Origin of the sequence: Rhizobium sp. X9 (assembly GCF_018873185.1) — a bacterium.
GTDB lineage: Bacteria > Pseudomonadota > Alphaproteobacteria > Rhizobiales > Rhizobiaceae > Agrobacterium > Agrobacterium oryzihabitans.
In genome coordinates this window covers 1,725,768-1,751,605 of sequence record NZ_CP071312.1, presented here as the reverse complement: position 1 = coordinate 1,751,605, position 25,838 = coordinate 1,725,768, and the positions used below count along the sequence as shown (strand labels likewise).

The window sequence follows — 25,838 nt, the reverse complement described above, 5'->3', positions numbered from 1 at the left end:
ATATATGACCGACATGACCACCGCATACGCGATCCTCGATCCCGTGGCCGATACGACGCCGGGGTCCAGGGAAATTGGTTACGTCAAAGCCGATCACGGAAACTGCTCGGAACTGCTCTGGCAAAACCTGACACGGAATCCCGACAAGCTGGCGGTGATCGGCCCACTCGGGAACCTGACCTATGCGGAGTTGATCGCCGAAGCCGCACGGTGGGGCAATGCCTTCATCGCCGCCGGCCTGACGCGGGGGGAAAGGATCGCATTTTTCCTCGATGACACCCCTGTCTTTCCGGCGGCCTTCTATGGCGCGGTTCGGGCGGGCTTCGTGCCGGTGCTGCTGAACATCCAGACGAAACCCGATGTGGTCAGCTATTTTCTCAAGGACAGCGGCGCGCGGTTCGCGATCGTCGATGCCGCGCTTGCCACGATCTTCTCCGGCGAAATGCTCGACGGCACCTGTCTCGAAACCACGATTGTCGCCAATGGCTGTGCCGCCGGTGCAGGGCAGATCGATGCCAGTGTATTTTTGTCCGGCCATGCCGATGAGATGGACGCGGCCGCCACTGGCCCGGACGACATGGCTTTCTGGATGTATTCCTCGGGATCGACCGGGCGCCCAAAGGGCATCGTCCACCTGCATCACGATATGGCCTATGTGCAACAAAGTTTTGGGGCACATGTACTGAAGCTTGACGGGGATGACATCTGCTATTCCGTGCCCAAGGCCTACTTTGCCTACGGGTTCGGAAACTCACTGATTTTCCCCGTTTCCGTTGGCGCGACGGCGCTGTGGATGCCGGGGCAACCGCGCCCAGAGGTGGTGCTTGGCGCGATCGAGAAGTATCGCCCGACCGTTCTTTTCGGCCTGCCGACACTTTATACCGCGCTCGCGCGGGCCGACGCGGTCACGCATCACGATCTGTCGTCGCTGCGCAAGTCGATGTCGGCGGCTGAGATCCTCTCGGAAGATATCTACAAGACCTGGAAATCGCTTGTCGGACATGGGCCGACCGAGGGGCTGGGCTCAACCGAGCTGCTGCATATCTACTTGTCGAACGCGCTTGACGATCATCGTATCGGTGCCGCCGGTGCACCGGTGCCCGGCTATGAAGTGCGGCTTGAAACCCCCGAGGGCAAGCCCGCAAGGCCCGGGGAAGAAGGCGTGATGTTCGTCCGTGGTCACTCCTCGACGCCGACCTACTGGAACCGACCCGACAAGACTGCCGAAACCGTGCGCGGAGACTGGATCTATACCGGCGACCGCTTCATCGAGCGAGATGGATACTACTATTTCCAGGGGCGCGCGGACGACCTGATCAAAGTTTCCGGGCAATGGATCTGGCCGATGGAGGTGGAGCGTTGCCTGAACGAACACCCTGACGTTCATGAATGCGCGGTTCTGGCGATTCAGCTTGAGGACAAACGCATGGCGTTGCGGGCTGTCGTCCGTCTTGCCGCAGGCGTCGAGGCCCGGGATGAGCAAACGCTCAAACTGCGGGATTACGTCAAGTCGCAACTCGCGCCGTTCAAATCGCCGCGCCTGTTCGACTACGTGGACGACCTGCCGAAAACCGGCACGGGAAAGATCGACAGGCAGGCCCTCGTGGCGGACCACGCAAAGCATGGCACGTCCGCCGCGCCCCAGACTGAAATGAAGGATTAACTCTCACCCCCGGTTCGAGGGGATGGGACATAATGAAAGAAAGTGCCGCCCATGTCTTACGTTTTTCCCCCAGCCGCACAGGCAAGCGTTGCCGTCGATGGTACGGATGATCGCTTCCCGGTCCGACGCATTTTCTGTGTTGGTCGCAACTATGCCGCCCATGCCCGCGAGATGGGTAAAGATCCCGAGCGCGATCCGCCCTTCTTCTTCACCAAGCCGGCCGACGCCGTGGTGGAGAGCGGCGAAACCGTCGCCTATCCGCCAGAGACCGGGAATTTTCACTACGAGGCGGAACTCGTCGTTGCTATCGGCAAAGGTGGCAGGAACATCGCGGAAAAGGACAGCCTTTCCCATGTCTGGGGTTACGCCGTCGGCAATGACCTGACCCGCCGCGACCTCCAGCTCAAGGCCCGCGAACAGGGCCGTCCGTGGGACTGGGGCAAGGCGTTCGACAGCTCTGCCGTCATCGGGTCCGTGTTTCCGGTCGAAAAGGTCGGGCATCCGTGCAAGGGGTCGATCCGGCTGACCGTCAACGGAGAGATCCGGCAGGACGCCGATCTGGCGGAGCTGATCTGGTCCGTGCCGGAGATCATCTCGATCCTGTCGCATTCCATGACCCTCGCCCCGGGCGATCTGATCATGACTGGCACCCCTGCCGGTGTTGGCCCTCTGGTGCCGGGCGATATCTGCGTCGTCGAGATCGAGGGGCTCGGCACGATCGAGACCCCAATCGGACCGCGTGAGGCATAAGCCATGACGCTGAGGCTGCACAACTTCTTCCGCTCCTCCACGTCAACGCGCCTGCGAGCCGCGCTGAACCTCAAGGGACTGGACTATGACTATGTTCCCTATGTCCTTCGCAACGGGGAAACGCGGACGCCCAATTATCTGGCGAAGAACCCGCAGGGACTGGTCCCTACCCTTGAAAAAGGGGACGGCACCTTCCTGACGCAATCCCTCGCCATCATGGAATGGCTGGAGGAAACCTACCCTCACCCCCCGCTTTTGCCTTCCGAACCGGATGCCCGCGCCAGGGTGCGCGCGCTTTCCTACATGATCGCGCTGGAAATCCACCCGCTGAACAATCTGCGTGTGCTTGCCCGTCTGCACGATCAGTTCGGCGCCGACGACGACGCCCAAAAAGCGTGGTTCACCCATTGGGTTACGCTTACCTTCGACGCGCTGGAAGAGGAACTTTCGCGCGCGAAGGAGACTGGCACCTGCTGCCACGGCGACACGCCCACCATGGCCGATTGCTGTCTCTATGCGCAGGTCTGGAACAACCGTCGTTTCGACATTCCGCTAGCCGGCTGGCCCACGATTTCCCGAATCTTCGGAAACCTCGACGGGCTTCCTGCCTTCACGCGGGCCGCCCCGCCCAATCAGCCGGACGCGGCCTGACCCGCGCCCCCATTCCGTCAAGGAGGTCCCTATGCAGAACGAACAACTCGATCACGAGAGCGTCACACAGGCGATGCAGCCGAAGGACACACCGGAACTGCGCGCGCTTTACAAGAGCTTTGAGGAAGAAAGTATCATTCCCCTCTGGACCCAGCTCGGGGATCTGATGCCGATCCACCCGAAGTCCAAGGCCGTGCCCCACGTGTGGAAATGGTCCACTCTTCTGCGGCTGGCCCGGAAATCCGGTGAACTCGTCCCGGTGGGCCGTGGAGGCGAGCGCCGAGCACTTGGCCTTGCGAACCCCGGCCTTGGCGGCAATGCCTATATCTCCCCGACGATGTGGGCGGCAATCCAGTATCTCGGTCCGCGTGAGACCGCGCCCGAACACCGCCATTCCCAGAACGCCTTCCGTTTCGTCGTGGAGGGCGAAGGCGTCTGGACCGTGGTGAACGGCGATCCGGTGCGCATGTCTCGTGGCGATCTTCTGCTGACGCCCGGCTGGTGCTTCCATGGCCACCACAACGACACCGATCAGCCGATGGCCTGGATCGACGGTCTCGACATTCCCTTTTCTCAACAGATGGATGTCGGCTTCTTCGAGTTCGGCTCCGACCGCGTGACCGACTACGCGACGCCGAACTTCTCTCGTGGCGAGCGTCTCTGGTGCCACCCCGGCCTGCGCCCGCTGTCGGGTCTGCAAAACACCGTGGCCTCGCCCATTGGAGCCTATCGCTGGGAATTCACCGACCGCGCCCTGACCGAGCAACTGCTTCTGGAGGATGAAGGCCAGCCCGCCACCGTCGCCCCGGGCCATGCTGCAATCCGATACGTCAACCCGACCACTGGGGGCGACGTAATGCCAACACTTCGTTGCGAATTTCATCGGCTACGTGCGGGCACCGAAACGGCGACGCGCAACGAGGTCGGCTCCACCGTGTTTCAAGTCTTCGAGGGGGCGGGCGCGGTCGTGATGAACGGCGAGACGACGAAGCTTGAGAAAGGCGACATGTTCGTAGTGCCGAGCTGGGTGCCGTGGTCGCTTCAGGCCGAGACGCAGTTCGATCTGTTCCGCTTCTCGGATGCCCCGATCATGGAGGCCCTGTCCTTCATGCGCACCAAGATCGAGGGGCAGAAGTGATGTCTCTTGCCGAGACGGATCTGGCCGCCCGTGAGGCCCTGAAGGCCCGCCAGGGCAAAGGGGCGCGTTACGACGCCCCCAATGCCCCGGCAGAAGATCTTCTGCTTGCGCGTCGCGGCACAGCCCATTTTGCGCGCAAGTTGATGGAATTGCCGGATGCGGAGCTGTATGCCCCCTCGGCCGTCGAGGGCCTGACCCGCGCCCATGTCGTCGCTCGGATCGGCTATGACGCCCGTCATCAGGCACTTGCGCTCGAAGCATTCGGCAAGGGCGAAATCTACACCCTGCCCGTGCTGGAAGAGCAACAACTGCCGTCGCTCGACCTTGCCGCAACTTTGCCGGCACGAGCTTTGCGGCACCTGTTCCAGCATTCGGAGGTGCATCTGAACGTCTGCTGGCGTGATCTGACGGAAGAGCAGTGGGACATGGAGGTGGTGTTGGTGGACGGCACGACAGTCCCGACCCGCGCACTCCCCGGTATCCGCGCCGCAGCCGTCTGGCAAGGAGCGCTGGATCTGGGCAATGGCATGCGCGACGCGGAATTGCCCGCCGTCGCTCTGCTCGCAGCAGTCCGATCACGGCCCATCGGCAAGATCGGCGGGTCCTGATCCCGGCGTTTTGCCCTCGACACTCCGGCAATGCCGGAAAAATGCGCATCCGACCCGAGGCAGGAATTGCCAAAGGGTGTCGCCCCAGGCTTCGGCTCTCGGCGCAAAAACAGATGCGGAACGGCAGGGACGGTTAGAGGAGACCGTTTCTATTTAACCAAGGGAGGAGAAAGAATGAAAGCCGAACTTATTGCGCTTCTCGCAGGCGCAACCCTGACACTTGCCGCCGCCCCGGCACGTGCTATCGACGTGGCACCGGGCGACTATGTAATTGCACCGTCGGGTACGAATATCGCTCTGCTTTATCTACAGCATCAGAGCGCCGACAGCTTCGAGCTGAACGGCAGCGACATTCCCGGCTCCGAACTCGGAGCCAACGTCATGGTGTTGCGCGGGCTGCATTATTCCGAGGCTTTCGGAATGCCCGCGCTCTATCACGCTATTCTGCCTGTCGTGGGATTCGACACCGCGAGAATCGGCGGGGCGGACCAGGGCACATCCGAAGGTGTCGGAGACCTCACTCTGGGCTTTACAGTGTGGCCGGTGCAACCTGACAATCCCGATACCGGGACCACCTTGGGCGTGAGCATGTTCGTGACTGCACCGACAGGCAACTACGACGTGACCGAAATCGGCGCGGGGTCCGGCGCCTGGACGCTGACACCACAGATCGGCCTGGTTCAGGGGCTGGGAAACGGCTTCTTCCTCGACGGGGTCGTGGATGCTGCATTTTCCTTCGACCATGACGAGAATGGCGTGACGGTCTCACGTGAGACCGCCTATCAGGCGCAGATCGCGCTGCGCAAACAATTCTCGCCGACGACCTCGGTTTCGCTGGGCCTGTCCTCGCAAACGGGAGGCAAGGTCGAGATCGGTGGTGTCGATACTGGGTTGCGCACCCGGCGCGATCAGGTTCGGCTTTATGCGAACACATTCTTGACGCCGACAGTGCAACTGCAAGGAATGCTGGCCAAAGATATCGAGGTCGACGGCGGTTTCAAGAGCAGCTCGGTGATCGAACTTCGGCTTCTGAAGCTGTTTTGAGCAAAGCCGGATAGAGCCGCCTTTACTGTGCGGCTCTTCAACTTGCGCGATGCGGACCAGGGAGGCATGCTGAATCCGCTCGCGCTCGGCTCTGCCAAGCAGGACGGGGGGAGGAAGGCGCATGTATCTCAAGAGGTTGAAGTATTTTATCGCAGTTGCCGAAGAACTGAATATTGGCCGCGCGGCTACGAGGCTCGATATTGCACAGCCCCCCCTTTCACGCCAAATTGCCCTGCTTGAGGAGGAATTGGGGGTTCATCTTTTTGACCGCTCGCGCAGCCAGATCCAGCTTACCCAGGCCGGCTGCGTGCTGCGCGACCGGGCCCGCGAGATTATTGAGCGGCTTGAACTGGCCCTGAGCGAAACAAAACGCATCGGCTCGGGCTTGGCGGGACGGCTCAGCATCGGTTTTGTCGGATCGGCCTCTTACAGCGTGTTGCCGGCGTTGATCCGAATCTATCGGCGCGAGTACCCGGATGTGCATCTCAGCCTGCGGGAGATGAACAACGCCAATCTGCAACGTTCGCTGGTTCAACGCGAGATCGACGTTGCCGTGGCTCGGCCCGGGCTTGAGGACGATGAATTCCGCAAAGAACCACTGTGTGTCGAGAAATTCATTCTGGCGTTACCAGAAGGATCCGATTTAAGCAGCCGGGATACGATACGGCTTGCCGATCTGACCGATCAAACAATCATTCTATCTGTCACCCAGTCGCGCCCGAGCTATGGCGCCGTGGTCCTGGACATTCTTTCGCATGAGGGTGTTACGCCGGGCAGCACCGAACTGGCCCCAGATTTTCAGTCCCTGATCAGCCTCGTCTCTGTCGGAGTGGGGATCGCCTTGGTGCCCCAATCCCTAGGTCTCGGGGCGCGGCCGGGCCTGATCTTGCGCCCCTATGAAGGATATAATCCCGGCATAGGGCTGATGGTTCATACCCGTCTCGACAATCGGGCGCCGCAGGTCATGCAGTTTATGGACCTGACGCGGAGATTCGCACGCAAACTTTGAACCGCCCCTAAGCTGGCCAGTTCACGTCTGACGACTGCCTGCCGTTGTTCCATGATGGATCGGGCGGCTTTCGACAGGAACGCACGCGACCCTGGCTGGCGCGCTCGCAAGTCCGGTCTGCCAGGAAGCACTTTCAGAATGTTCCCCGACAGGCTCGACGCCTAGGCCCGAGGCTTTTCCGGCCGAACCAGCCTGACCCGGCGCCAGCGCAAGCCGCTTATTAGTTGGGATCGTGATGGCGCTGCAGACGCAGCGAGACACGCCGCGCGGCTTCCACGACGATGTTGCGAAAGGCCCGAGGCTGAATCTCGTGACGACTGCGCGGAACAACTAGAACCAGCGCCGCAACAGGCTGGGAAATGTGGTTTTGGATCATTGCGCTTACGCAGATGACATCTGGCTCGTTCGCGGGTGGACCGGCGAGAAACCCCTCGCTTGCTATGTCGGCGAGGCGGTTGCGGAAGCTCTCCCGATTGTGGAGTGCGTTTTCGGGCTGGGCGTAGTGATCGAGATATTCGTCTATCTGCTGGTGCGAGTATTGCGCCAGATGCAACAATCCCGGCGGGCTATCATGAAGCGTGACTCCGGTCCCAAGCATCTCGCGCGAGACGCGCAGGGCTTGCGTGCCTTCCAAGGCCTCCAGAATCAGCAGCCGCCCGTGGTCCTCCATCGTCAAATATACGGTCTCGCCATAGCCACGCAAAAGTTCGGCGAGGACCGGGCGGGCGGCCCCCATCAGGGGCGAACTATCCTCAAACGCGCGATGGAGCGTGGCCACTAGCGGCCCGAGGCGATACCGCCCCCGTTCGACCTTTCTGAGCAGGCCAATTCGCCCGAGCCCGTTCACAAGGTCATGCGTTCCGCTGACCGAATTGTTGATCGCACGCGCGAGATCCGTCACGGAATGCTCCGGCTGCTCTGCTGTGAACTGCCGCAACAGACTTCCGACCTTATGAAGCGTTTTCATGGGTACTCCCCTCCCTCCCCGCACCAGCTTTCCGGTATTACCGGAAAAGTATGCGGTATTTCAACATACCTTTCGACAGCCATGCAAATTTTGCAAGGTAGGGTGCTCATTACAGCAAGACGATACGGAATGAGACTTCGGCGCTTCGGTGGCCGGATCTTTGGGAGGAGGAAAAATGAAAGACGATGTCAAGCCCAACGCGGGGGTCAGTGCGACCCAGCCGTACACGGGGAGCGAATATCTCGACAGCCTGGACGACGGTCGCACGATCTTCATCCATGGGGAACGGGTCAAGAAGGTTGCTGACCATCCAGCCTTTCGTAACTCGGCACGCATGGTCGCGCGCTGGTACAACAGGCTGCACGAGAAGAAGGACCAGATCGGTCGGCCGACCGACACCGGCTCGGGCGGCTGGACGCACCCCTATTTCAAGGCAGCCAAGACGGCCGAGGAACTCATCGCGGGGCGAGACGCTATCGCCGAGACGCAGCGCGTGGCGCAGGGCTGGATGGGCCGCGCGCCGGACTACAAGGCCGCCTTCATGGGCACGCTGGGCGCCAATTCGTCTTTCTACGGGGAATATGCCGGCAACGCGAAGGCCTGGTATGCCCGCACGCAGGAACGGCTCGACTACTGGAACCACGCGATCGTCAACCCGCCGATCGACCGCCACCTGCCCGTCGAACAGGCCAGCGACGTCTATATGCAGGTCGAGAAGGAAACCGATGCCGGGGTGGTCGTCTCGGGCGCCAAGGTCGTCGCCACCGGCTCGGTGCTGACGCATTACAACTTCGTCGCCCATTACGGCGTTCCGATCAAGGACAAGAAGTTCGCCCTGATCTTCACCGCCCCGATGGACAGCCCCGGCGTGAAGTTGATCAGCCGCGCCAGCTATGAGCTGAATGCCGCGGTGATGGGAACGCCCTTCGACTATCCGTTGTCCAGCCGGCTGGACGAGAACGACGCGATCCTGGTGTTCGACAAGGTGCTGGTGCCCTGGGAAAACCTGTTCGTCTATGGCGACATCGAGAAGATCAACGCCTTCCTGCCCGCCTCGGGCTTCGGCGCGCGCTTCACCATGCACGGCAGCACGCGCCTCGCGGTCAAGCTCGACTTCATCGCCGGCCTGTTGTCCATGGCGCTTGACGCGACCGGGGTGTCGGCCTTCCGCGGCCCGCAGACCGCCGTGGGCGAGGTCGTGGCCTGGCGCAACATGATGTGGGCGCTGAACGACGCACTGGTGAAAAGCCCGGTGCCGTGGGTCGGGACCGACGGCTACGTCCATCCCAACCTGAATGCCGGCACCGCCTATCGTGTGCTTGCGCCGATGGCCTACATCCGGATCAAGGAACTGATCGAACGCCATGTCGCCTCGGGGCTGATCTATCTGCCCTCCTCGTCGCTGGACTTCGAATCCGAGGAGGTACGGCCCTATCTCGACCGCTACGTCCGCGGCTCGAACGGGATGGTCGCGCTGGACCGGGTGAAGCTGCTGAAACTGCTGTGGGATGCGATCGGATCGGAATTCGGCGGCCGGCACGAGCTTTACGAAACCAACTACGCCGGCAGCTACGAGGCGATCCGCGTCGAGACCATGATGGCGGCCCAAGCCTCGGGCGAGTTGGCGCAGATGCAGCAGACGGTCCGCGACTTCATGTCGGAATACGACCTGAACGGCTGGACAGCGCCCGACCTGATCAATCCCTGGGATGTCAACCGCCTGCGAGCCGGCTTCCAGAAATGAGAGCCGCGATGCGGCCGGTCCGGCCGGCCGCATCGCCGAACACTTGAAGGGGGGGTGGCCGTTGTCTCTGGATTATTCCGGGTGCCAAACGAATGTGATGCGTGACGATCAGTTGGCCCTGCCGGCCAGCATCGTGACGATCGGTGCCTTCGATGGCGTGCATCGCGGCCATCAGGAGCTGATCACCCGCGTCGTCGCCGAGGCGCGGGCGACCGGGCTGCCAGCGGTGGTCTGGACCTTCGATCCGCCGCCCAAGGTGTTCTTCGGCAAGGCGCGGCAATTGACGCCGGTGTCGGAAAAGCTGGCCCGGATCGCCCGGCTCGGTCCCGATTACATCGTACTTTCAAATTTCGGCCACAGCTATGCGGCGCGCAGTCCTGCGGATTTCCTGGCTGATCTATCCCGTATCGGGCCGAAGCGCATCCATGTCGGGGCCGATTTCCGCTTCGGCGCGCGGCAGGCTGGCGACACCGATCTTCTGGCGCGCCACTTCAAAGTCGTCCTTGCGCCCCCGGTGCTTTGCGAACGGGGCGTGACGATCTCGTCCAGCCGCATCCGCGCGCTGCACGAGAGCTGCCTGCTCAGCGAGGCGGCCTCGCTCCAAGGCGAGACTGCGCCTTCCGCCCTGCTCTGTGGGGCGCTGTTAACCAATGACATGAGGTATGAGGAGAGTTTCGATGTCTGGTTTTGACCCGCGCGAGTTGCGCGATGCCTGCGGCCGTTTCGCCACCGGCGTGACGGTAATCAGCACCCGCACCGAGGACGGCGATCACGGAATGACGGCCAATGCCTTCATGTCGGTCTCGCTCGACCCGCCCCTGATCACCATCTCGCTCGACCGCAAGAGCCGGATGCTGGAAAAGGTGCGCTCCTCCGGGCGCTATGCCGTGAATGTCCTGGCCCAGGACATGAAGCCGCTGGCGATGCATTTCGCCGGCAAGCACGACCCGGAGTTGGTCGGGGTCTTTTCCGAGCGTGACGGACTGCCGGTGATCCCGGATGCCCTGGCCGTGTTCCTGACCGATGTCGAGCAGGAAATCGAGGCCGGGGACCACACGCTCTTCATCGGCCGGGTGACGGACATCGGCCGTGAAAACGGAAACCAGCCGCTTGTCTTCAGCGGCGGAAAGTTTGCGACGCTCGCCACGGCCGACGAATAGGACCCGGCAGGCGGACTTATTACTAAAACAGGGAGGATACTCATGGAAACGACTCTGCATATCGACAACGAAGCCCGGCCGGCCAGCACGCAGGCCCGGTTCGAGCGCCGCTCGCCCGCATCGGGCGAGGTGGTGACGATCAGTGCCGCCGCCAATGCGCGCGACGCCAGCGCCGCCATCGAGGCGGCGGAGCGGGCATTCGCCTCGTGGTCGCAGACCGGCCCCGGCCTGCGCCGGGCCCTGCTGATGAAGGCGGCCGACGAGATCGAGGCACGCACCGAACAGTTCGTTGCCGCAATGAAGGCCGAGGTCGGCGCCGGCGAGCTGTGGTCGCGCTTCAACGTCATGCTGGCGGCGAACCTGTTCCGCGAGGCGGCCTCGCTGGCCACCCAGATCCAGGGCGAGACCATCCCCTCGGACAAGCCCGGCACGCTCTCGATGACTGTCCGCCAGCCGGTCGGCGTCATCCTCAGCATGGTGCCCTGGAACGGTCCGGTGGTGCTGGCGGCGCGGGCGATCGCCTATCCGCTGGTCTGCGGCAATACGGTGGTGTTCCGCGCCTCGGAAACCTCGCCCCGGACCCACGAGTTGATCGCCGAGGCGGTCTATGCCGCCGGCTTCCCGCCCAGCACGCTGAACTTCATCACCAACGACCCCAAGGACGCTCCCGAGCTGGTCGAAGCGATGATCGCCCATCCCGCCGTGCGCCGCGTGAACTTCACCGGCTCGACCCATGTCGGCCGGATCATCGCCGAAAAATGCGGCCGCTACCTCAAGCGCTGCATCCTGGAACTGGGCGACAAGTCGCCGATGGTCGTTCTGGGCGATGCCGACATCGAAGGCGCGGTGAACGCCACCATCTTCGGGGCCTTCCTCTATCAGGGCCAGATCTGCATGACGACCGAGCGGGTGATCGTCGAGGAGAGCATCGCCGACCGTTTCGTCGATCTTCTGGCCGAACGCGCCGCGACGCTTCAGGCTGGCGACCCGCGGGTCCAGGCCGCCTGCGCCCTGGGGCCGGTCATCAACCAGAATGCCGCCGACCGGCTGAACGCGCTGCTGAAGGACGCCACCGACAAGGGCGCCCGGCTGCGCGCCGGGGGCCATGCACAGAACACGCTGATGTCCGCCACCGTCCTGGACGGCGTCACCTCGGGGATGCGCATCTACAGCGAAGAGGCCTTCGGTCCGATCCTGCAGGTGATCCGCGTCAAGGACAGCGACGAGGCCGTCCGCGTCGCCAACGATACGGAATACGGCCTGTCTGCCGCCGTCTTCGCCACCGACATCAACAAGGCGGTGTCGGTCGCAATGCGGATTCAGACCGGGTCTGTTCACATCAACGGCTCGACCGTCGCAAACGACGCCCAGGCGCCCTATGGCGGAACCAAGGCCAGCGGCTGGGGCCGTTTTGACGGCGGCCGCGCGGTGATCGAGGAGTTCACCGAACTGAAATGGCTGACGATCGAGTCGCCCTCGCAACAGTATCCGCTCTGACGGCACGACCGGCACGGAGCAGTGTGACCGACGAGAAGATACGGATCAGGCCGGGTATCTGGCGCGATCCCAGAACCGAAAGTGGTAATTATGAAGAAAACTCTACTTACCGTCGATGACGTTACCGGGTGCTGGGCAATCATGCCCACACCTTCGAAACCCAACGCATCAGACATCAATGCAACCGATACCGTTGATCTGGATGAAACCGCCCGCGCCGCCGAGGCTCTGGTCGCGGCAGGCGTAAACGGCATCCTGACGCAGGGCACGCTTGGAGAAGCCGCGACAACGACCTGGGAAGAAAAGCAGGCGTTTCTGCGCACGGTGGTTGAAACGGTCGGAGGGCGGGTTCCAGTCTTCGGCGGCACGACCAGCCTGAACACCCGCGATACGATCCGCATGACCAGGGCCGTGCGTGAGATCGGTGTCGATGGTGTCATGCTCGGCCTTCCGATGTGGTGCACGCCTGACGTGCCGACGGCGGTTCAGTTCTACCGGGATGTCGCCTCTTCCTGCCCTGACGTGGCGATTTGCGCCTACGCCAATCCCGAAGCGTTCAAGTTTGAATTCCCACGGGCTTTCTGGGCACAGATCGCTGAAATCCCGCAGATCGTTTCCGCCAAATACATGAGCACGGCGGCTCTCTATACGGATATCAACCTGACGAAACGCCGGATTCGCCTGATGCCGCTCGATGTGGACTACTATGCGGCTGCGCGGATTGATCCGGAAGCCTGCACGGCGTTCTGGACCAGCGGTGCGGTCTGTGGTCCGTCGCCCGTGATCCAGTTGCGCGATCTCGTCTCGAACGCGCACAGGACGGGAGACTGGAGCAAGGCAAAAGCGCTGACGGACCGGATCGCTTTTACCTATCGCACCCTTTTCCCGAACGGGTCGTTCAGGGAATTCTCGGTCTACAACATCGGAATCGAGAAAGCGCGCATGGACGCTGCGGGCTGGATGACGGCCGGGCCATGCCGGCCGCCGTATCATGTCGTCCCCGAGCAGATTCTTGCCGGCGGCCGTGAATCGGGCCTTCAATGGGCAAAGCTCGCGGCCGAACTTGACGGCGGGAAACCGGCATGAGCAATCGTGCCCTTGATTTCTATTTCGATTTCATGAGCCCGTTTGCATATCTGGCGTTTCAAAAGCTGCCCGGGATATGTGAACGATACGGGCTGGAACTCCGGCCCCATGTCGTCGATCTGCCAAAACTGAAGCTGCTGGCTGGGAATACCGGGCCTGCGAATGTGGCCATTCCGACGAAGATTCGCTACCTCAAGACCGATCTTGATCGTTGGGCAGGCCGCTACGGGGTGCCTCTGAAATTTCCGAAGTCACTGGATACCGGCGCGCTCAACCGCAGTTTTTTGCATGCGCATGACGCGGGAAAAGGACCTGACTTCATCCGGCTCGCCTGGGATGGGGTGTGGGGGAAAGGTGGGGATCCGACAGATCCGGCCCTGCTGGACGATCTGGCCTCGACCTGCGGCCTGAACCCGGAAGAGCTTGCTGCCTGGACGGCCTCGGAGGAAGCCTTCGCACGTCTGAAAACTGCGACCCAGGCGGCGCATGAGGCCGGCGTTTTTGGTGTTCCGACCATGATCGTCGGCGATCAAATGTGGTGGGGCAACGACCGCCTTGCCTTCATGGAGGATGCCCTGAGCCAGGGCATCCGTATCTAACTTTCAATAAACTTCAAACGGAGGAGGAGCCTCTCATGTCCCTGCAAAAACTATCTCATGCGACGCTAAGGGTGAAAAACCTTGAGGAATCGCTGGAATTCCACACCAAGGTTCTCGGGCTGGAAGAGATCGCGCGTCAGGACGGACGTGTGTATCTGACCTGCGGCACGGACGGAACCTATGACCTCGCCGTGACCGAAGGAGGCACCGGCGTCATCAGCTTTGCGATCGCCGCGGATGATGAGGAAGATCTGGCGCACTATCGCCGCCGCGTGGAGGAGGCGGGTGTCGGAGTGCGCGAAATGACGGACCCGGACCCCGGCGTTGCGAAGGTGATCGAATTCGATCTTCCGCCGCAGAAGCAGAAGATGCAGATCGCCCTGCGCAAACCCGAGGTGCGTCAGCACTATTACAATCCGGCCCGGCGTGGGGCCAACCATCTCGGCGGTCTCGCGCCGGTGGATCTGGACCATATCACGTTGCGCGTGGGGCCTGACGCAACGCAAACGATCGAATTCCTCTCGAAGTACGTCGATTTTCATGCGTCCGACATCGTGGACTTTCCCGGCGGTAACGGTCGCCTGGCATCCTGGATGCATGTCGGCGACTACCACCATGATGTCGCGATGTTCGCCGGCGCGCCGCATGAAACCCTCGATCACCTCGCCTGGACCATCCCGAACCTCGAATACATGAAGATGATGCTCGACCAGGTCGCTCGCGGGGGCGTCATGACCGAAGCTGGTCCCGGACGTCATGGGGTCGGTTCCAACATCTACTCGTATTTCTGGACCCCCTGCGGTAACCGCTACGAACTGTCGGGCGAGATGCCGCGCTGCGTGGATCGTAAAGCCGGGCCGAAGATGTGGACTGCCGATCAGCCCACCATCTTCAGCTCGTGGGGGGCACCCTTCCCTGAAAGTTTCAAGACTGGCTCCTGAGCAAGAACTGGTCCGCGCCTCTATGGCGCGGACCAGCGCGATTTGAGCGTCTTTAGTTTTCTTAGGCTCCACTCCGCGCTAGCCGGCCGATGTTGGGGATATTAATGGATTGTGCCGAAACCGAAATGCCGAGGCATTCAGATTGGATTGAGCTTCGCCATCTCCGTTATTTTGTAGCTGCAGCCGAGCATGGAAGCTTTCGCAAAGCCGGCGCCGCACTCGGGCTTTCACAGTCGACAATAAGCCGGTGTATCGCCGACCTCGAAGACCAGATCGGCGCGTCTTTGTTTCACCGGCACACATGGGGCGTGTCGCAGACTTATGCCGGACAGCGTTTCCTTGTGCGAGCCAGGCAGGCCATCAGAACTGTCGGGATAGGAGCGCAAGATGTCGCCTCTGTCGGGCGATCCGAGCAAGGTCGTGTCAAGATCGGCATCTATTCCTCGATCGCTTCCGGCTTTCTTACTGAATTGCTGGTAAGCTTTGGCAAGCGCTACCGCAATGTTAGCATAGAGATGGTAGATGGGAACCCTGCCGAACATGTGGCGGCAATCCGGCAACTCAGCCTCGACGTCGCGTTCATTACCGGAACTCGGGAATGGCCAGACTGTGAACGCGCACCCTTGTGGTCGGAACGTGTGTTCGTTGTCCTGCCCGACAGTCACGCCCTGACCAAGAGGGAAGAACTGGTGTGGCGCGATCTCGCCGACGAAACCTTCATTGTGAGCGAAACCGCCCCAGGGCAGGAGATTCACGATCATTTGGTTCGCTGTTTGGCAGACCTCGGCCGGCATCCCGATATTCAGGTACAGCATATCAGCCGGGACAATCTCGTGCCATTGGTTGCGTTCGGCCGGGGGCTAACGCTGGTAAGCGAGGCCATGACCGTTGCACAGTTTCCTGGTGTTGTTTACCGGCCAATCCTCGGTGAGGTTCTGCCCTTCTCGGCCGTCTGGTCTGCAAGCAACGACAATCCCGCTTTCCGTCGGTTCCTTAGTCTGGCAAAGGCAATGGCCGTCAGACCTACACCTTTGGAGACCGGGCGGAGCGCCGTGCCTTCGCAAACCCCCGATCCGTAGCGATGAAGCGCTCCAGCATCGGCACTATCAGCCTGACGGGATCGGCGGCGGGCTGGCCGCTCTCGCGGGCGAGCACCTCGGCATAGGCGACCAGATCGCGGTGAAGCGGCGCGGGCAGCTCCACCATCACCTTGACGGGCTTGTCGTCGGGCAGCGGGCCGAGTTTCAGCTTGGTCATGGTCAACCTCCGGCGGGCTCGAATACAAGGTCGCGGGTGACGATGATCCTGACCGGGAAGCCCGGTCGGATGGTGAGCGTCGGCGCAACCTGCAACTGGCGCTGGACGATCTGCTGGCCGGCCTGATTGACGGTATCCTGCGCCCCGTCGCGGATGGCGCGGATCAGCCGATCTTCGTCGCTGGTCGCCAGCTCCGTGCCGACTGCGAGCAGCGTGGAGAGGCCAGCCGCCTTCATTAGATCCCACCAATGATAGTCGACGCCATCCTCAAGTCCGGCGTAGCCCGAAGCATCCGCGCCCGGCAGGCGCTCCAGAACGATGGAGCGGCCGCCCGGCAGGATCAGGCGATTCCACACCAAGAGCACCCTGCGCTGGCCGAAGGTCACGCCGTCATCGTATTGGCCGATGATGCGGGTGCCTTGCGGGATCAGCAACAGCGCGCCGGTCGGGCTGTCGTAAACGTTCTCGGTGACTTGCGCGGTGATCTGTCCGGGCAGATCGGAACGGATGCCGGTGATGAGCGCGGCCGGGATCACGGCCCCGGCCTGAAGGATATAGGGCGATGCCGGCGGCGCGACACGATCCGGGGCGACGGTTTGTCGATCCACCGGCCCGTTGAGGAAGGCGGCATGTCGGTTCTGCCCGGACCCATCGGGTTGTTGTCCGCCAATCCCGGCGATACCGGGCATGGCCGTTCCCGCTGTCCCGCCGGAACGCGGCCCCGACTGGAAGAACACGTTGCTGAGGCGGGCCGCTTCTTCCTCGGCAAGACGGCGCTGTTCCTCTGGATCAACGGCGGGCGTCGTGATCGCTGCCGGCATCACTGGCTGCCCTCTGTTCTGTGCCTCAAGGATCGGTCGGCCGAGATCGCCAGGCAGCGCCGGCCCCAGAACGGGGCCGGTGTAGTCGCGCGGCAGACCGGCTAGGCCGTCCGCTGTGGAACGATTTTCCGTTGAATACAGTTCTTCACCTCCAGGCCCTGCATCACGGATCTGGAGCGCATAGATCAGTGCGCCCGAGATGCCGAGAAGCGCGATCCCGCCAACGCCCGCCAGCACTCTCCTGGAAAGGCGAGTGACGCGGGGCGGTTCCGCACGAAGCCGCATGGGTGCGACGGTTTCGGTCTCACTCATGAGGACGATCCTCCTGTGGTCGTGCGGACCGGCGGGATCGCGGCCTGCGTTTGTTCCATACGAACGATCCTGACCACCTGCTGACGGTCGCCGCTGCCAAGGCGCAGCTCGGCCGCGCCGAAGAGGCGATCCACGATCAAAACGTTCTGGTGCACGCGGCTGTTGACGATCTGCGTTTCTCCGTTCGACCCGATGACGAACAGAGGCGGCATTTCGCCCTGCACGATACCGCGCGGGAAAACGACATAAACACGGCGGCCATCGTCGAAGACGGAAACAGGTCGCCATGGCGGGCTGTCGCCCCGCACCTGCAATCCGTAGCGATAATTACGGGCTGCCTCGGCGGGGATGGCGGGCGTGGTCGGCGTGGTCACTCGGCTCCCTGCCGGCGGCGCGGGATAAGCCCATGCCACGGAAGGCATGTAGAGCGCTTCCCGCGCACGCAACTCGATCATGTAGGTGCGCCGGTCGGTGGTCACGACAAGGTTAGTGGAAATGTCCGGGCGCGTCGGTTTCACCAGGATATGGACACGACGGTTCGAGCCTGAGCCGCTTTCGGTGTCGCCGATGATCCAGCGCGTCGTGTCGCCTGCCGCAATCGGTCCCGCCCCGGTCAGGCTCTCGCCCGGCTCCAGCGCGATATTGGTGATCTGGCCGGGCGCTGCATAGACCTGATAGAGCGCACCTTCCGACCACGGATAGATCTGGATCGCGTTGTAGTAGCCTTCTCGGCGCGGCTCGACGCGGGCGGCGGCATTGGCGTTCTCGACGCGGCCGGTCGGCGTGCCGGCTGTGGTGCCGCCGCGCGCCACGGTCCATGCCGGGGGAACGTGCAGGGGCCGGGGCCGGTTGTCCGTGGCGGCGGCCTGCACGGTGGGCAGCGGCAACACGTCGGCGTCGTAGCTGAATTGCGGCGGCTTGTTGGTCGCGCAGCCCGTCAGCATGGTGGCGGAAAGCAGCAAAGCCGCGAAGGCGGGTTTAAGGAAAGCCGGAAACGCGGCTTCGCGGAAAGGCGTGCGGGTCATTGGCTCATCTCCCGCGACCAGTTGATCGCGTTGACGTAGATTCCAAGGGGATTGGCGCGCAGGCGCTCGGCGTTGCGCGGGGTCTGGATCACGATGGTGAGGATCGCGGTCCACCTCTCCGTGGTGGAGAGCTGCCCGTTCTCATAGTGGCGTTCGGTCCAGGCAACCCGAAAGCTATCCGGCGAAGCCCGGATGACGGATGACACCTCGACGGCGACCTGCTGGCGGCCGACGCGGGTAAAGGGATCGTTGTTGCGGGCGTAGTCGTTCAAGGCGGCCGCGCCGCGATCGGTAGTCCACTCATAGGCACGGAGCCAGTTCTGCCGGACAATGATCGCATCTGCCGGGATCGCGCGGACTTGCTCGATGAAGCGGCCGAGATGGAAGGCGATCTGTGGATCGGTGGGGCGATAGTCGGCAACAGCAGGCGCGACGGTTTGCGCTTGGCCGAGACTATCTACTTGTACGACCCAGGGCACGACCGTCCCGCGCGCCGATTGCCAGACAAGAGCGCTGGCAAAGCCTGCGGACAGGATCAGGCAGCCGAAGGCCATGTAGCGCCAGTTCCGTGCCTGCAAACGGGCTGAGCCGATCCGCTCATCCCAGACCTGTGCGGCCTTCTGGTAAGGTGTCTCCGGTTCTGGCGTCTTGCCGTAATGGGTTGCTGGTCGTTTGAAGATGTTCATGTGCGGTCACTTTCGGAAAGACTGACGGAGGAACCGCCGCCGTGGCTGTCGCCGGAACGGACGGCATGGGCGACGGTGGAAGCGCCATGGCTCATGGCCCGGCCGCGCTGCATGCGCTGTGCCCAGGCTGGCGGACTATCGGTGGTCGCAGGAGATGCCGGCTCGCGGGATGTGGTGCCGCCGACCGTGCCCATCGAGGAGCTGCCACCGGAGGCTCCGAACCCGCCCTTGACGCCATCCGAATAACTGGATTTCAGGCTGTCGGTGGCGCGGGCGGCGGCATGCTTCAGGGGCGAGACGGTCGCTGACGCACCCGCGCGCGCTACACCGCCAAGCCCGGATGCGATACCGGCTGCGCCGGACCCGCCCATGGAGCCAAGGGTATAGGCTGATGAGGCAGCGCCGGCGGCGGAGGCGCCGCCGCGCGCGAATGCAGCACCACCGGAGAGTGCGGCGCCACCACCCTTCGCGGCGAGCATGGTCGCACCACCGGCAGCGATTGCCGCGCCACCAACGGCGAGACCCGTGCCGACAGCGGCACCGGCGCTGAGTTGCGGGCCACCAGACACGAGGCCCGTGGCGATGCCGGGTCCGAAAATGCCGAGGCCGAGAAGGGAAAGGGCCGCCAGCACGATGGCCATGGCATCATCGATAGTCGGCGTCGCGCCGCCGAAGCCGGCAGTAAATTGGCCGAAGAGCGTCGAACCGATACCGATTATGACGGCGAGGACCAGAACCTTGATACCACTGGAGATCACATTGCCGAGCACCCGTTCGGCCATGAAGGCGGTCTTGCCGAAGAGGCCGAAGGGAATCAGCACGAAGCCGGCGAGCGTGGTCAGCTTGAACTCGATCAGCGTCACGAAGAGCTGGATCGCCAGGATGAAGAAGGCGAGGATGACCAGCGCCCAGGCGAAGAACAGGCAGAGGATCTGCACGAGGTTTTCGAATACCGCGACCCAGCCCATCAGATCGGAGATGGATTCGAGCAGTGGCCGCCCGGCCTCGAGACCGGTCTGAGCGACGCGACCGGGTCGCAGAAGATCGGCGGCCGAAAACCCGGTGCCCGACGCCATCAGGCCAAGACCGGCAAAGCTCTCAAAGACGATCCGGGCGAGGTTGTTCCAGTTGGAAATGATGTAGGCGAAGACGCCGACGAACAGCGTCTTTTTCACCAGCCGGGCGACCACATCATCGTCAGCGCCCCATGCCCAAAACAGGGCGGCGAGTGTCACGTCGATGACAATGAGCGTCGTCGCGATAAAGGCAACCTCACCGCCAAGCAGGCCGAAGCCGGAGTCGATGTAGCTCGTGAAGATGCCAAGGAAGTTGTCGATGACCCCCGTTCCGCCCATGGTTTAACGCTCCCCGTTCGGGCCGGGAGCCGCCTGCGCGGGCGTCCGACCCAAGAAACGGTCACGGGTCTCGGACCAGGTGCGGAGGCAGTCGGGGTCACTAGCCGCGGCCTCACCCATTTGCTGGCAACGCCTCTGGTCGAGGCGCAGGGGATCGGGCGGAGTCTGACGCGCTGAAGCAGAAGGTGCTGGCGCGGGCGCTTCCTCGCGCGTCGTCTCGATGATCGCCGTGGTGATCGCAACAGCAACGAAAACGATGGCCGCGATCCGGGCCAGCACCTTTCTTTCCATGATCTTCTCCCCCGCCTCAGTTGAACATCTGTGCGTTGCCGGGCTGGTAGCCCGACCCCGGCGTCAGGAAGCGTTCGCGTTGGATGCGCCCCTGTTCGGCGGCGGTCGCCCGCTCCGCTTCCGACAAGGCATCGGCCCGGCCATTGGCCGAGATGACCGCGATCAGGTCGGAGAGCTGCTGCGATTGCAGGGCGAGGAGCTGGTTGCCGGCCTGGGTCGCCTGAAGCGCGCCGGTCGCTCCCTGGCTTTCGCCGACGAGCGTTGCCATCTCGGCACGGTTGGCGTCGATGTTGCCGACAACACCAGCCTGCACACGCATGGCGTCCTGCAAGCCGCCGACGGTGTTCTCCCAGCGAGAGCGGGCATCCGCGACCATTTGGGCGTCGGTCGCGGAGAGCGAGACATTGCCATATTGGCTCTGAAATGCCTGGTCGATCTGGCCGACCTCGAAGGCGAGATTCTGCGCCTGGCCCAGAAGCTGCTGGGTGCGCTGAACGTTCTGCTGGAGCGCCTGAAGCGAACTGTGCGGCAGGCTCGCGAGGTTGCGGGCCTGGTTGATCAGCATCTGCGCCTCGTTCTGAAGCGAGGTGATCTGGTTGTTGATCTGCTCCAGGGTGCGAGCCGCCGTCAGCACGTTTTGCGCGTAGTTGGACGGATCATAGACAATGCGCCAGGCATGGGCCGGGCTCGTCAGCACGGGCGTGAGCGTGACGGGAAAGGCCAGCGTCAGCGCAAACATGGAGGCGCTGGCCATGCGAGAAATCCGGGGCATCGTGCGCGTCATGGGGTAATCTCCTCTTCTTCCAGGGTGAACTCGAACTCGTCCTCATCGAGAATGAGGGACGACAGATCGTCGCTTTCGGTGGCCAGATTGCTGAGGTCCGGGATCAGATCGGCGGCCCAGTCGACGCCGCGCGCTTTGAGCCATGCGGCGAGGAAGCCATCGCGGCCGTGTTCGGCGAAGATCTCGTCGATCAGCGCCTGATCGGATTTTGATGAAACCGCGCAGAGCGCGAGGCCGACCTCGGACAGGCCCAGCTCGAACAGCCGGTTGCCGCGCCGGGACTGGCAGTAATAGTCCCGCTTCGGTGTAGCCCGTGCGAGGATCTCGATCTGTCGGTCATTGAGGCCGAAGCGGCGATAGATCGTGGTGATCTGTGGCTCGATGGCCCGCTCGTTCGGCAGCAGAAGCCGCGTCGGGCAGCTTTCGATGATGGCCGGGGCAATCTTGCTACCATCTATGTCGGACAGGCTCTGCGTAGCGAAGATGACGCTGGCGTTCTTTTTGCGCAGGGTTTTCAGCCATTCGCGGAGCTGTTCCGCGAAGGCGTCGTCATCCAGCGCCAGCCAACCCTCGTCGATGATCAGCAGCGTCGGCCGCCCGTCCAATTTGCCGCCGATGCGATGAAACAGGTAGGACAGGACGGCAGGCGCCGCGCCGGTCCCGACAAGGCCCTCGATCTCGAACGCCTGCACATCGGCGGAGCCGAGATGTTCTGCCTCGGCATCGAGCAGTCGGCCATAGGGACCACCTACGCAATAGGCGCGCAGCGCCTGCTTCAGATCGTTGGACTGAAGCAGCACAGCAAGGCCGGTGATCGTCCGTTCCCCAACGGGCGCAGAGGCAAGCGAGGTCAGCGCCGTCCAGATGTGTTCCTTCACCTCCGGCGTGATCTGGATATTCTCGCGCATCAGGATCGCGACGATCCAATCAGCGGCCCAGGCACGTTCGGCCGTCTCGTGGATGCGCGCCAGCGGTTGCAGCGAAACAGAAGTCTCGGAAGCGTCGGTCAGCTCGCCGCCGAGATCATGCCAGTCCCCACCCATCGCGAGCGATACGGCGCGGATGCTGCCGCCAAAATCGAATGCGAAGACCTGCGATCGCGCGTAGCGGCGGAACTGCAGCGCCATCAGTGCCAGCAACACCGACTTGCCCGCGCCGGTCGGCCCAACGACAAGCGTATGGCCGACATCCCCGACATGCAGGGAAAACCGGAACGGGGTCGATCCTTCGGTTCTGCCGTAGAGCAGCGGGGGTGCGCCGAAGTGGTCGTCCCGTTCCGGCCCCGCCCACACGGCAGACGAAGGGACCATGTGGGCAAGGTTGAGCGTCGAGACTGGCGGTTGCCGGACATTGGCATAGGCGTGTCCGGGCAGGCTGCCGAGCCAGGCGTCGACGGCATTGACCGTCTCAACCATGACGCTGAAATCGCGGGACTGGATGATCTTCTCGACCAGCCGCAGCTTTTCGTCTGCGCGGCGGGCGTCCTCGTCCCAGACGGTGACGGTCGCCGTGACATAGGCCATGCCGGCGATGTCCGCGCCGAGTTCCTGCAAGGCCATGTCCGCATCGGCGGCCTTGTTCGCTGCATCAGTATCGACCAGCGCGGATTGCTCGTTGGTCATCACCTCTTTCAGGATGGCGGCGATGGACTTACGCTTGGCGAACCATTGCCGCCGGATCTTCGTCAGCAGCCGGGTCGCGTCAGTCTTGTCCATAAGGATGGCGCGGGTGGACCAGCGATAGGGAAACGCCAGCCGGTTCATCTCGTCGAGCAGGCCGGGTGTGGTCGTGCCCGGAAAGCCGGTGATGGTCAGTACCCGAAGGTGCTGATTGCCCAGGCGCGGCTCCAGCCCGCCGGTCAACGGCTGGTCAGCCAACAGCGCATCGAGATAGATCGGCGTCTCCGGCACGCAGACACGATGCCGATTGGTCGAGATCGTCGAATGGAGATAAGTCAGCGTCTCGGGATCATCGAGCCAGCGGCATTCGGGCATGAAGCCGTCGAGCAGCGCCAGCACGCGGTCGGTACGATCGGCAAAGCTGCGCGCCAATTCCCATGGATTTACACCCGAGGTCTCGCGCCCCTCATAAAGCCAGGATTCCGAACGCGCGGCGTCTTCGGCTGGAGGAAGCCACAGGAAGGTGAGAAAGTAGCCCGAGACGAAATGGCTGCCTTCCTCCTCGAAATCAGCTTTCCGCTCGGCATCGACCAGCGCCGAGGCCGGATCGGGGAAACGGCTCGCCGGGTAGATTGCAGCTTCCGACCGCTGTGCCTCGACGAAGATGGCCCAGCCCGAGCCAAGCCGGCGGAAGGCATTGTTCAGCCGTCCGGCCACCGCGACCAGCTCGGCCGCGACGGCGGAATCCAGGTCCGGCCCACGAAACTTTGCCGTGCGCTGGAACGAGCCGTCCTTGTTGAGGACAACACCCTCCCCCACAAGCGCCACCCAGGGCAGATAATCGGCAAGGCGGTATGCGGTGCGGCGGTATTCTGCAAGATTCATCATGGCACGTGCCTCACACCGAGAGATGGCCGGGAATACGGAGATGACGGCGCGCAACCTCGACGAAGAGCGGATCGCGTTTTGCCGCCCAGACGGCTGCAATGTGGCCGACCGCCCAGATCAGGATGCCGGCGAACCAGAGCTGGAGGCCGAGGCCCACGGCCCCGGCCAGCGTGCCATTCAGGATGGCGACGCTTCGCGGTGCGCCGCCGAGCAGGATCGGCTCGGTCAGGGCGCGGTGGACCGTCACGCTGAAGCCCGGCACTGCATCGAGCGCCTCGAAACTCGCCGCCATCACACCAGCGCTCCGCCGCCGAAGCTGAAGAACGAAAGGAAGAAGCTGGACGCGGCGAAGGCGATCGAGATGCCGAAGACGATCTGGATCAGGCGCCGGAAGCCGCCGCCGGTATCGCCGAATGCCAGCGTCAGGCCCGTGACGATGATGATGATCACCGCGACGATTTTGGCCACCGGCCCTTCAACGGATTCGAGGATGGACTGCAGCGGGGCCTCCCAGGGCATGGAGGAGCCCGAGGCAAAGGCCGGTGTCGTCATCAGGCTCACCCAAGCAAAGGTGGCGGCAGTTGCGACATGGTGACGGATAGGGAAGGCGCAACGGATCATGCAGGTTCTCCAGTGGTGTGAGTGGTGTCGGGTTCTGAAAAAGCGGGGGAAATCCGGTAGTCGCCGTCCGGCCCGAGCCCATTGACGCGGGCAAGTTCGGACAGCCGGCGCGCGGAGCCGCGACCGGAGAGGACAGCAACAAGATCGATGGTCTCCGCGATCATGGCGCGCGGCACGGTGACGACGGCTTCCTGGATAAGCTGTTCGAGGCGGCGCAGGGCACCGATGCCGGAACCGGCATGGATGGTGCCGATGCCGCCCGGATGGCCGGTGCCCCAGGCTTTGAGGAGATCGAGCGCCTCGGCGCCGCGCACCTCGCCGATGGGAATGCGGTCCGGGCGCAGGCGCAGCGACGACCGCACCAGATCAGACAAGCTGGCGACGCCATCCTTGGTCCGCATGGCGACGAGGTTGGGCGCGGCGCATTGCAGCTCTCTGGTATCTTCGATGATGACGACGCGATCATGCGTCTTCGCCACCTCGGCGAGCAGCGCATTGGTAAGGGTCGTCTTCCCGGTGGACGTGCCGCCCGCGACGAGAATGTTGGCGCGGGATGTGACAGCCGTGCGTAGCGTTTCCGCCTGGCCTGCGGTCATGATGGCGGCGGCCACATAATCTTCGAGCGTGAACACCGCGACTGCGGGTTTACGGATCGCGAAGGCGGGTGCAGCTACGACGGGCGGCAACAAACCCTCAAACCGCTCACCTGTTTCCGGCAATTCTGCCGAGACGCGCGGGCTCCGGGCATGCACTTCCACACCGACATGATGGGCGACCAGCCGCACGATGCGTTCCCCATCGGCAGCGGACAGCATCGCGCCGGTGTCGGCCAGCCCGGCGGACAGGCGGTCCACCCAGATCCGGCCATCGGGGTTCAGCATGACCTCGACAACGGACGGATCTTGCAACAAGGTTGAGATGGCAGGCCCGAGCGCCGTCCGGAGCATACGTGCGCCGCGGTCCACCGTTGCTTGTTTGTGTTTGATGCCTGCCATCTCGTCCCCGTTCCACCGGGGAGGCGAGAGACGATCCCCGGATGGGGATGACTAAAAGAGACCCAAAACGGGTTGGTTCAACAAGTATCTAGCGTCGTAGTAGTGTGGGTTAAAAATACAGGAGAACGGCGGTGTAGTCTGTCCCGCCTTGAACACTGCAAGCGACTCATAGCGATCTCCAGCCCAGCCAATTGATTCGATGAAAATGGCTGTTCGCGAGAGTTGTCCGTCTTCCGCCGCAGGAGCGGAGCGTGATTGGCAAGCGCAGGACAAAACGGAAATCCTGTGCTTCCTTGCGACGGGACTACCTGACGCAGACGTGTAGGC

At 63.0% G+C, this 25,838-nt stretch carries 27 protein-coding genes; 15 read left to right on the top strand and 12 right to left on the bottom strand.

Annotated features, from left to right (window positions below; translation table 11 throughout):
- The first annotated feature begins 13 nt into the window (after positions 1 to 13).
- From cehG to JZY08_RS22965, 7 genes are all read left to right on the top strand, one after another.
- A complete protein-coding gene (cehG, locus tag JZY08_RS22995; RefSeq protein ID WP_216331782.1) occupies positions 14 to 1,663 on the top strand; it encodes a salicylyl--CoA ligase in 1,650 nt (549 codons plus the stop codon).
- 51 nt (positions 1,664 to 1,714) lie between these two features.
- Positions 1,715 to 2,413 carry a fumarylacetoacetate hydrolase family protein gene (locus tag JZY08_RS22990; RefSeq protein WP_109614504.1) on the top strand — a complete coding sequence of 233 codons (699 nt, stop codon included), beginning with the start codon at positions 1,715 to 1,717 and terminating at the stop codon, positions 2,411 to 2,413.
- 3 nt (positions 2,414 to 2,416) lie between these two features.
- Complete coding sequence (gene maiA / locus JZY08_RS22985; protein WP_216331781.1) at positions 2,417 to 3,064, top strand: maleylacetoacetate isomerase; 648 nt, start codon at positions 2,417 to 2,419, stop codon at positions 3,062 to 3,064.
- Positions 3,065 to 3,095: 31 nt separating this feature from the next.
- On the top strand, positions 3,096 to 4,202 hold the full coding sequence (locus tag JZY08_RS22980; RefSeq protein WP_253204094.1) for a cupin domain-containing protein: 1,107 nt from the start codon (positions 3,096 to 3,098) through the stop codon (positions 4,200 to 4,202).
- Entirely contained in the window at positions 4,202 to 4,810 is a 609-nt protein-coding gene (locus JZY08_RS22975) for a maleylpyruvate isomerase N-terminal domain-containing protein (RefSeq protein WP_216331780.1), read from the top strand. The genes JZY08_RS22980 and JZY08_RS22975 overlap by 1 nt, the downstream gene beginning before the upstream one ends.
- A gap of 174 nt (positions 4,811 to 4,984) precedes the next feature.
- Positions 4,985 to 5,854: a transporter gene (locus tag JZY08_RS22970; protein ID WP_216331779.1), complete on the top strand. Its 870-nt coding sequence runs from the start codon at positions 4,985 to 4,987 to the stop codon at positions 5,852 to 5,854.
- Positions 5,855 to 5,975: 121 nt separating this feature from the next.
- Positions 5,976 to 6,863 carry a LysR substrate-binding domain-containing protein gene (locus JZY08_RS22965; RefSeq protein WP_216331778.1) on the top strand — a complete coding sequence of 296 codons (888 nt, stop codon included), beginning with the start codon at positions 5,976 to 5,978 and terminating at the stop codon, positions 6,861 to 6,863.
- Between the two features lie 220 nt (positions 6,864 to 7,083).
- On the opposite strand, the gene JZY08_RS22960 is transcribed toward JZY08_RS22965, so the two are convergent.
- Complete coding sequence (locus JZY08_RS22960) at positions 7,084 to 7,830, bottom strand: IclR family transcriptional regulator (RefSeq protein WP_145206853.1); 747 nt, start codon at positions 7,828 to 7,830, stop codon at positions 7,084 to 7,086.
- Between the two features lie 175 nt (positions 7,831 to 8,005).
- Here JZY08_RS22960 and JZY08_RS22955 point away from each other — a divergent pair, with 175 nt between their 5' ends.
- The 8 genes from JZY08_RS22955 to JZY08_RS22920 all read left to right on the top strand — a co-directional run bounded on the left by JZY08_RS22955 (position 8,006) and on the right by JZY08_RS22920 (position 15,936).
- Positions 8,006 to 9,574, top strand: a complete 1,569-nt coding sequence (locus JZY08_RS22955; protein WP_216331777.1) for a 4-hydroxyphenylacetate 3-hydroxylase N-terminal domain-containing protein — start codon at positions 8,006 to 8,008, stop codon at positions 9,572 to 9,574.
- A 97-nt stretch (positions 9,575 to 9,671) separates the two neighbouring features.
- Positions 9,672 to 10,265 (top strand): FAD synthetase family protein, encoded by a 594-nt coding sequence (locus tag JZY08_RS22950; protein WP_145206864.1) that lies wholly within the window; start codon positions 9,672 to 9,674, stop codon positions 10,263 to 10,265.
- Positions 10,252 to 10,734, top strand: coding sequence for a flavin reductase family protein (locus JZY08_RS22945; protein WP_145206855.1), 483 nt, complete (start codon positions 10,252 to 10,254; stop codon positions 10,732 to 10,734). Before JZY08_RS22950 ends, JZY08_RS22945 begins: the two co-directional genes overlap by 14 nt.
- Positions 10,735 to 10,776: 42 nt before the next feature.
- Complete coding sequence (locus JZY08_RS22940; protein ID WP_216331776.1) at positions 10,777 to 12,231, top strand: aldehyde dehydrogenase; 1,455 nt, start codon at positions 10,777 to 10,779, stop codon at positions 12,229 to 12,231.
- Between the two features lie 90 nt (positions 12,232 to 12,321).
- A complete protein-coding gene (locus JZY08_RS22935; RefSeq protein WP_216331775.1) occupies positions 12,322 to 13,317 on the top strand; it encodes a dihydrodipicolinate synthase family protein in 996 nt (331 codons plus the stop codon).
- Positions 13,314 to 13,916, top strand: coding sequence for a 2-hydroxychromene-2-carboxylate isomerase (locus JZY08_RS22930; RefSeq protein WP_216331774.1), 603 nt, complete (start codon positions 13,314 to 13,316; stop codon positions 13,914 to 13,916). Before JZY08_RS22935 ends, JZY08_RS22930 begins: the two co-directional genes overlap by 4 nt.
- A gap of 35 nt (positions 13,917 to 13,951) precedes the next feature.
- Entirely contained in the window at positions 13,952 to 14,857 is a 906-nt protein-coding gene (locus tag JZY08_RS22925) for a VOC family protein (RefSeq protein ID WP_216331773.1), read from the top strand.
- A gap of 125 nt (positions 14,858 to 14,982) precedes the next feature.
- Positions 14,983 to 15,936, top strand: a complete 954-nt coding sequence (locus JZY08_RS22920; protein WP_109614526.1) for a LysR family transcriptional regulator — start codon at positions 14,983 to 14,985, stop codon at positions 15,934 to 15,936.
- Here the strand turns inward: JZY08_RS22920 and JZY08_RS22915 are convergent.
- From JZY08_RS22915 to trbB, 11 genes are read right to left on the bottom strand one after another with little or no spacing between them, the layout of a single operon-like run.
- Positions 15,881 to 16,114, bottom strand: a complete 234-nt coding sequence (locus JZY08_RS22915) for a DUF2274 domain-containing protein (RefSeq protein WP_109614488.1) — start codon at positions 16,112 to 16,114, stop codon at positions 15,881 to 15,883. The two genes, JZY08_RS22920 and JZY08_RS22915, sit on opposite strands and share 56 nt — an antisense overlap.
- Before the next feature lie 2 nt (positions 16,115 to 16,116).
- On the bottom strand, positions 16,117 to 17,247 hold the full coding sequence (locus tag JZY08_RS22910; protein WP_109614487.1) for a TrbI/VirB10 family protein: 1,131 nt from the start codon (positions 17,245 to 17,247) through the stop codon (positions 16,117 to 16,119).
- On the bottom strand, positions 17,244 to 18,272 hold the full coding sequence (gene trbG / locus JZY08_RS22905; protein WP_109614486.1) for a P-type conjugative transfer protein TrbG: 1,029 nt from the start codon (positions 18,270 to 18,272) through the stop codon (positions 17,244 to 17,246). The genes JZY08_RS22910 and trbG overlap by 4 nt, the downstream gene beginning before the upstream one ends.
- Positions 18,269 to 18,958, bottom strand: a complete 690-nt coding sequence (gene trbF, locus JZY08_RS22900) for a conjugal transfer protein TrbF (RefSeq protein ID WP_109614485.1) — start codon at positions 18,956 to 18,958, stop codon at positions 18,269 to 18,271. The genes trbG and trbF overlap by 4 nt, the downstream gene beginning before the upstream one ends.
- The gene (gene trbL, locus JZY08_RS22895; protein WP_216331772.1) at positions 18,955 to 20,313 is read right to left on the bottom strand and encodes a P-type conjugative transfer protein TrbL; all 1,359 of its coding nucleotides are present in this window, start codon (positions 20,311 to 20,313) and stop codon (positions 18,955 to 18,957) included. The genes trbF and trbL overlap by 4 nt, the downstream gene beginning before the upstream one ends.
- Before the next feature lie 3 nt (positions 20,314 to 20,316).
- The gene (gene trbK-alt / locus JZY08_RS22890; protein ID WP_109614483.1) at positions 20,317 to 20,604 is read right to left on the bottom strand and encodes a putative entry exclusion protein TrbK-alt; all 288 of its coding nucleotides are present in this window, start codon (positions 20,602 to 20,604) and stop codon (positions 20,317 to 20,319) included.
- Positions 20,605 to 20,620: 16 nt separating this feature from the next.
- Positions 20,621 to 21,376, bottom strand: a complete 756-nt coding sequence (gene trbJ, locus JZY08_RS22885) for a P-type conjugative transfer protein TrbJ (protein WP_109614525.1) — start codon at positions 21,374 to 21,376, stop codon at positions 20,621 to 20,623.
- Between the two features lie 8 nt (positions 21,377 to 21,384).
- Positions 21,385 to 23,895, bottom strand: a complete 2,511-nt coding sequence (trbE, locus tag JZY08_RS22880) for a conjugal transfer protein TrbE (protein WP_109614482.1) — start codon at positions 23,893 to 23,895, stop codon at positions 21,385 to 21,387.
- A gap of 10 nt (positions 23,896 to 23,905) precedes the next feature.
- Positions 23,906 to 24,187: a VirB3 family type IV secretion system protein gene (locus JZY08_RS22875; RefSeq protein WP_109614481.1), complete on the bottom strand. Its 282-nt coding sequence runs from the start codon at positions 24,185 to 24,187 to the stop codon at positions 23,906 to 23,908.
- Positions 24,187 to 24,516, bottom strand: a complete 330-nt coding sequence (locus tag JZY08_RS22870; RefSeq protein WP_109614480.1) for a TrbC/VirB2 family protein — start codon at positions 24,514 to 24,516, stop codon at positions 24,187 to 24,189. The genes JZY08_RS22875 and JZY08_RS22870 overlap by 1 nt, the downstream gene beginning before the upstream one ends.
- The gene (gene trbB, locus JZY08_RS22865) at positions 24,513 to 25,511 is read right to left on the bottom strand and encodes a P-type conjugative transfer ATPase TrbB (RefSeq protein ID WP_216331771.1); all 999 of its coding nucleotides are present in this window, start codon (positions 25,509 to 25,511) and stop codon (positions 24,513 to 24,515) included. Before trbB ends, JZY08_RS22870 begins: the two co-directional genes overlap by 4 nt.
- Positions 25,512 to 25,838: the final 327 nt, after the last annotated feature.

Coding starts and splice junctions, on each gene's coding strand:
- cehG (WP_216331782.1), top strand. CDS start 14: ATGACCACCGCATACGCGATCCTCGATCCCGTGGCCGATACGACGCCG.
- JZY08_RS22990 (WP_109614504.1), top strand. CDS start 1,715: ATGTCTTACGTTTTTCCCCCAGCCGCACAGGCAAGCGTTGCCGTCGAT.
- maiA (WP_216331781.1), top strand. CDS start 2,417: ATGACGCTGAGGCTGCACAACTTCTTCCGCTCCTCCACGTCAACGCGC.
- JZY08_RS22980 (WP_253204094.1), top strand. CDS start 3,096: ATGCAGAACGAACAACTCGATCACGAGAGCGTCACACAGGCGATGCAG.
- JZY08_RS22975 (WP_216331780.1), top strand. CDS start 4,202: ATGTCTCTTGCCGAGACGGATCTGGCCGCCCGTGAGGCCCTGAAGGCC.
- JZY08_RS22970 (WP_216331779.1), top strand. CDS start 4,985: ATGAAAGCCGAACTTATTGCGCTTCTCGCAGGCGCAACCCTGACACTT.
- JZY08_RS22965 (WP_216331778.1), top strand. CDS start 5,976: ATGTATCTCAAGAGGTTGAAGTATTTTATCGCAGTTGCCGAAGAACTG.
- JZY08_RS22960 (WP_145206853.1), bottom strand. CDS start 7,830: ATGAAAACGCTTCATAAGGTCGGAAGTCTGTTGCGGCAGTTCACAGCA.
- JZY08_RS22955 (WP_216331777.1), top strand. CDS start 8,006: ATGAAAGACGATGTCAAGCCCAACGCGGGGGTCAGTGCGACCCAGCCG.
- JZY08_RS22950 (WP_145206864.1), top strand. CDS start 9,672: ATGCGTGACGATCAGTTGGCCCTGCCGGCCAGCATCGTGACGATCGGT.
- JZY08_RS22945 (WP_145206855.1), top strand. CDS start 10,252: ATGTCTGGTTTTGACCCGCGCGAGTTGCGCGATGCCTGCGGCCGTTTC.
- JZY08_RS22940 (WP_216331776.1), top strand. CDS start 10,777: ATGGAAACGACTCTGCATATCGACAACGAAGCCCGGCCGGCCAGCACG.
- JZY08_RS22935 (WP_216331775.1), top strand. CDS start 12,322: ATGAAGAAAACTCTACTTACCGTCGATGACGTTACCGGGTGCTGGGCA.
- JZY08_RS22930 (WP_216331774.1), top strand. CDS start 13,314: ATGAGCAATCGTGCCCTTGATTTCTATTTCGATTTCATGAGCCCGTTT.
- JZY08_RS22925 (WP_216331773.1), top strand. CDS start 13,952: ATGTCCCTGCAAAAACTATCTCATGCGACGCTAAGGGTGAAAAACCTT.
- JZY08_RS22920 (WP_109614526.1), top strand. CDS start 14,983: ATGCCGAGGCATTCAGATTGGATTGAGCTTCGCCATCTCCGTTATTTT.
- JZY08_RS22915 (WP_109614488.1), bottom strand. CDS start 16,114: ATGACCAAGCTGAAACTCGGCCCGCTGCCCGACGACAAGCCCGTCAAG.
- JZY08_RS22910 (WP_109614487.1), bottom strand. CDS start 17,247: ATGAGTGAGACCGAAACCGTCGCACCCATGCGGCTTCGTGCGGAACCG.
- trbG (WP_109614486.1), bottom strand. CDS start 18,272: ATGACCCGCACGCCTTTCCGCGAAGCCGCGTTTCCGGCTTTCCTTAAA.
- trbF (WP_109614485.1), bottom strand. CDS start 18,958: ATGAACATCTTCAAACGACCAGCAACCCATTACGGCAAGACGCCAGAA.
- trbL (WP_216331772.1), bottom strand. CDS start 20,313: ATGGGCGGAACGGGGGTCATCGACAACTTCCTTGGCATCTTCACGAGC.
- trbK-alt (WP_109614483.1), bottom strand. CDS start 20,604: ATGGAAAGAAAGGTGCTGGCCCGGATCGCGGCCATCGTTTTCGTTGCT.
- trbJ (WP_109614525.1), bottom strand. CDS start 21,376: ATGCCCCGGATTTCTCGCATGGCCAGCGCCTCCATGTTTGCGCTGACG.
- trbE (WP_109614482.1), bottom strand. CDS start 23,895: ATGATGAATCTTGCAGAATACCGCCGCACCGCATACCGCCTTGCCGAT.
- JZY08_RS22875 (WP_109614481.1), bottom strand. CDS start 24,187: ATGGCGGCGAGTTTCGAGGCGCTCGATGCAGTGCCGGGCTTCAGCGTG.
- JZY08_RS22870 (WP_109614480.1), bottom strand. CDS start 24,516: ATGATCCGTTGCGCCTTCCCTATCCGTCACCATGTCGCAACTGCCGCC.
- trbB (WP_216331771.1), bottom strand. CDS start 25,511: ATGGCAGGCATCAAACACAAACAAGCAACGGTGGACCGCGGCGCACGT.